This window comes from Melaminivora alkalimesophila (genome assembly GCF_000282995.1).
In the GTDB taxonomy this organism is placed as follows: domain Bacteria; phylum Pseudomonadota; class Gammaproteobacteria; order Burkholderiales; family Burkholderiaceae_C; genus Melaminivora; species Melaminivora alkalimesophila.
This window is the reverse complement of record NZ_ALEE01000621.1, coordinates 1-3,618: the sequence shown is the minus strand read 5'-3', so window position 1 is coordinate 3,618 and position 3,618 is coordinate 1. Positions and strand designations below refer to the sequence as shown.

General features: G+C 72.1%; 4 protein-coding genes and 1 pseudogene. 3 read left to right on the top strand and 2 right to left on the bottom strand.

The genetic code is table 11. The annotated features are described in order from the left end of the window. Both A612_RS12195 and A612_RS12190 read left to right on the top strand, forming a co-directional pair. Positions 1-253: pseudogene (locus A612_RS12195) on the top strand (PIN domain-containing protein); the annotation flags it as partial. Positions 254-370: 117 nt separating this feature from the next. Continuing rightward, positions 371-1,672 carry a UDP-N-acetylglucosamine 1-carboxyvinyltransferase gene (locus A612_RS12190; RefSeq protein ID WP_019374751.1) on the top strand — a complete coding sequence of 434 codons (1,302 nt, stop codon included), beginning with the start codon at positions 371-373 and terminating at the stop codon, positions 1,670-1,672. A 28-nt stretch (positions 1,673-1,700) separates the two neighbouring features. On the opposite strand, the gene A612_RS12185 is transcribed toward A612_RS12190, so the two are convergent. Further along, positions 1,701-2,531: a BUD32 family EKC/KEOPS complex subunit gene (locus A612_RS12185; protein WP_019374750.1), complete on the bottom strand. Its 831-nt coding sequence runs from the start codon at positions 2,529-2,531 to the stop codon at positions 1,701-1,703. A gap of 85 nt (positions 2,532-2,616) precedes the next feature. Here A612_RS12185 and A612_RS12180 point away from each other — a divergent pair, with 85 nt between their 5' ends. After that, on the top strand, positions 2,617-3,420 hold the full coding sequence (locus A612_RS12180; RefSeq protein ID WP_019374749.1) for a YecA/YgfB family protein: 804 nt from the start codon (positions 2,617-2,619) through the stop codon (positions 3,418-3,420). Between the two features lie 40 nt (positions 3,421-3,460). On the opposite strand, the gene A612_RS12175 is transcribed toward A612_RS12180, so the two are convergent. Further along, a partial coding sequence (locus A612_RS12175; RefSeq protein ID WP_019374748.1) for a CinA family protein occupies positions 3,461-3,618 on the bottom strand: 158 nt, incomplete at its 5' end.

Sequence of the window (3,618 nt, the reverse complement as noted above, 5' to 3'; positions counted from 1 at the left end):
GCGGGCCGGCCGGCAGGCGCAGCAACTGCTGGCGGACTTCGACGCCGGCGCCTGCCTGCGGCCCGAGGCGGTGCGCGCGCCCTGCGTGTGCAAGGACGCGGATGACCAGAAGTTCATCGACTTGGCCGTGGCCGAGCGCGCCCTGCTGCTGTCCAAGGACAAGGCGGTGCTCGCGCTGCGCAAGCGGCTGCTGGCGCTGCAGGTGCAGGCGGCGGCCACCATCGTCCTGGAGGGCGCGGCGGCAGGCCCCTGAAAAACCCGTCGCCATGGCCCGGCGTCGCAATGGCGCTACAGTGCCGGGTTGCATTTTTTCCTGTGGCAGCGCCCGCTTCCCTTCTTCCGGTCCAGCAGTTTGTCCTCTCCCTTGCCCATGTCCAACCTCATCGTGCACGGCGGCACGCCGCTTCGCGGGCGCATCACCCCCTCGGCCAACAAGAACGCGGTGCTGCCCATCCTGTGCGCCACGCTGCTCACGCGCGCGCCGCTGCGCCTGCTCAAAGTGCCCGACATCACGGACGTGCGCAAGATCCTGGACATCTTCCGCGCCCTGGGCAGCCAGGTGCACCTGGACCAGGAAAGCGGCGTGCTCACGCTGCACCACGAGCGCACGCGCTTCGACGCGGCCGAGCACCGCCTGCCCGAGGAAATGCGCTCGTCCATCATGCTGGTGCCGCCGCTGCTGGCGCGTTTTTCCGTGGCGCGGCTGGAGGACAACATCAAGGGCTGCACCCTGGGGGTGCGCGAGATCGACCCGCACGTGGAGGTGTTTCGCCACTTCGGCGCCGAGGTCGAGCGCACCGAGGGCTCGCTGCTGGTGCGCCGCAGCGCCGAGCTGCGCCCGGTGCAGCACTGGCTGGACTACGCCTCGGTCACGACCACCGAGAACTTCGTGCTGTGCGCGGCCGGCGCGCCGGGGGTGTCGACCCTGACGAACGCCGCCTCCGAACCCCACGTGCAGGAGTTCTGCCAGTTCATGCAGATGCTGGGCGTGCGGATCGAGGGGGTGGGCACTTCGCGGCTGGTGGTGCATGGCGGCGCGGAGCTGGGCGGCGGCGAGTTCCGCTTCGACGAGGATTTCCACGAGATCACCACCTTCCTGGCGCTGGGGGCGATCACCGGCGGCGACGTGCGCGTGAAGAACAGCGCGCCGGAGAACTTCCCGCTGATCGACCGCACCTTCGCCAAGTTCGGCGTGCGCGTCGAGCACCAGGAGGGCTGGTCGTGCGCGCGCGTCGACGGGCCGCTCAAGGTGCAGACGCCGTTCACCGCCAACGTGCTGACCAAGGTCGAGGCGGCGCCCTGGCCCTACTTTCCCGTGGACCTGCTGCCGATCTTCATCGCCCTGGGCGTGCGCGCGCAGGGCAACGCCATGTTCTGGAACAAGGTGTACGACGGGGCGCTGGGCTGGACGGGCGAGCTGTCGAAGTTCGGCGCCCACGTCTTCTCCTCCGACCCGCACCGCATCGTGACCTTCGGCGGCGGCGAACTGGTGCCGGCGGTGGTCGAGAGCCCCTACATCATCCGCGTGGCGATCGCGCTGTTCATGGTCGCGGCGAGCATCCCGGGGCGCTCGGAGATCAGGAACGCCCTGCCGATCCGGCGCGCGCATCCGCACTTCGTGGAAAACCTGCGCAGCCTGGGGGCGCAGGTGGAGTGGGCGAGCGCGGACTGAGCCGGGACCGGCTTCCGCGCCCCTTTTTTCAGGGCGCGGAGCCTGAGAGCAGCTCCCAGGCGGCGCGCAGGCGCTGCGCGTCGCGGCCCCAGCGCCGGTCGGCCGGCAGGTGGCGCAGCCAGCGCGTGCGCCGCAGCATGCGCTCGAACTGCGCGGTGAACTCGCCTGCATAGCGGGGCTGCGCCAGCCAGGCGCCCCAGGCGCGCCTCGCCTCGGGCAGGGCTTCGGCCTCCCGCAGGTACAGCGCCGTGGAATGCACGTAGCACAGCGCATCGCGCAGCTGGCATACCTCCAGCGGCAGCACGGCGGCCGGATCGTCCTCGAAGTCGATGCAGGCGACGCCCCCGTCCGGGCGGCGCACCAGGTTGCGCGCAAAGGCCTGGCTCAGGCACTGGCCGCGGGCGTGTACCTGCGAGAGCGTGTCCAGCCCCTGCTGCCACAACGTCAGCACGGTCGCGCCGCCGGCGGGGACGGCGGCCTGCATCTCGTCGGCCAGCGAGGGCGTCGCCTCGCCCTGCGCGCCGCCCAGGTCGGCCATCAGGAAGCCGTCCGGCGCGGCCGCCAGCACTTCGGGCACCGGCACGCCATGCGCTGCCAGCGTGCGCAGGCGCCGCACCTCGGTGGCGATGGCGGCGCGCCCGCCCCGGTTGGGCACGGGCGTGAGTACTGCCAGGCCGAGCAGGCGTGCGGCGGCGCCCAGCACGCGGTAGCCCGCCATGCCGTGGCGCGGGCCGGCGCGCTTGAGCCAGACCGGCCGCCCATCGGGCAGCACGTGGCGCGCGATGGCCTGCGGCTGCAGCGGCAAGCGCTGCGCGAGGAAGGCGGCCGTTGGATCGTCGGGCGGAGCGGGGCGGGGCATCGGGCGGAGTATGGGGCAGGCGCTACACTGGACTGCCGATTCTCCATCGGCCCGCCCACTCCTCTTTCTTCGCCCCTCTGCCGCCATGACCTCAGCCGCCAGCCCCTCCTTCGGTCCCGATGAACTGGACGAGCTCGACGACCTGCTCGACGACCTGCGCACGCGCGACCCGGACGCGCCGCACTGGGAATTCTGCGACGGGGTGCTGACGGCGCTGGTGTGCACGCGCCGGCCGGTATCGGAGGCCGAGTGGCTGGGCGTGCTGATCGCCGACAGCGAAGAACCCCTGCCCGAGGAGGAGCCGCTGCCGCTGGTGCCGCCCTTCAGGGACCTGGCGCAGCAGCGGCGCTTCCTGGAACTGTGGCACCAGCGCAGCGAGCAGGTGCGCGCCCAGCTGGCCGAGGAGCCGCAGTCGCTCGACGAAGACGACGCCTTCCAGCCCGAAGTCATCGACATGCGCGGCGCCATCGCCAGCCTGCCGGAGGAAGAGCGCGCCGAGATGGACGGCGAGGAGGTGCCGGCCTTCGGGCAGATCTGGGCGGCGGGCTTCCTGTTCGCGGTCGACGTCTGGTCAGAGGACTGGGAACTGCCACGCGACAAGGAGACGGCCGGCTGGATCGACGATTCGCTGGACGCCATCGCGGCCCTGGCCGAGGACGACAAGGGCGCGCCCGCCGTCTGCATGTACGCCGAGGATGGACCTCCCAGCACCAGCGAGGAGCGTGTGCAGGCCTTCGGCGAGGCCATCTGGGCGGTGTACGACCTCTACCGCATCTGGCAGAGCCTGGGCCCGCGCGTCGGGACCGTGGTGCGCGGCGCGCAGCCCGGACGCAACGATCCCTGCCCCTGCGGCAGCGGCAAGAAATACAAGAAGTGCTGCGGCGCCTGAGGGCCGGCGCGCGAGGGTGACTGGTCCGCCCGGGCCTCGATCAGCGGAGCAGTTGCGCCAGCCGCGCGAGCGCATGGGCGAGCGTGGCCCCGCGCACCGCGGCGCGCCCGCCCGGGAAGCGGTGCAGCTCACTGTGCGTGTGCCCGGCGAGGCTCCAGGCGAGCCAGACCGTGCCCACCGGCTTTCCGGGGCGGCCGC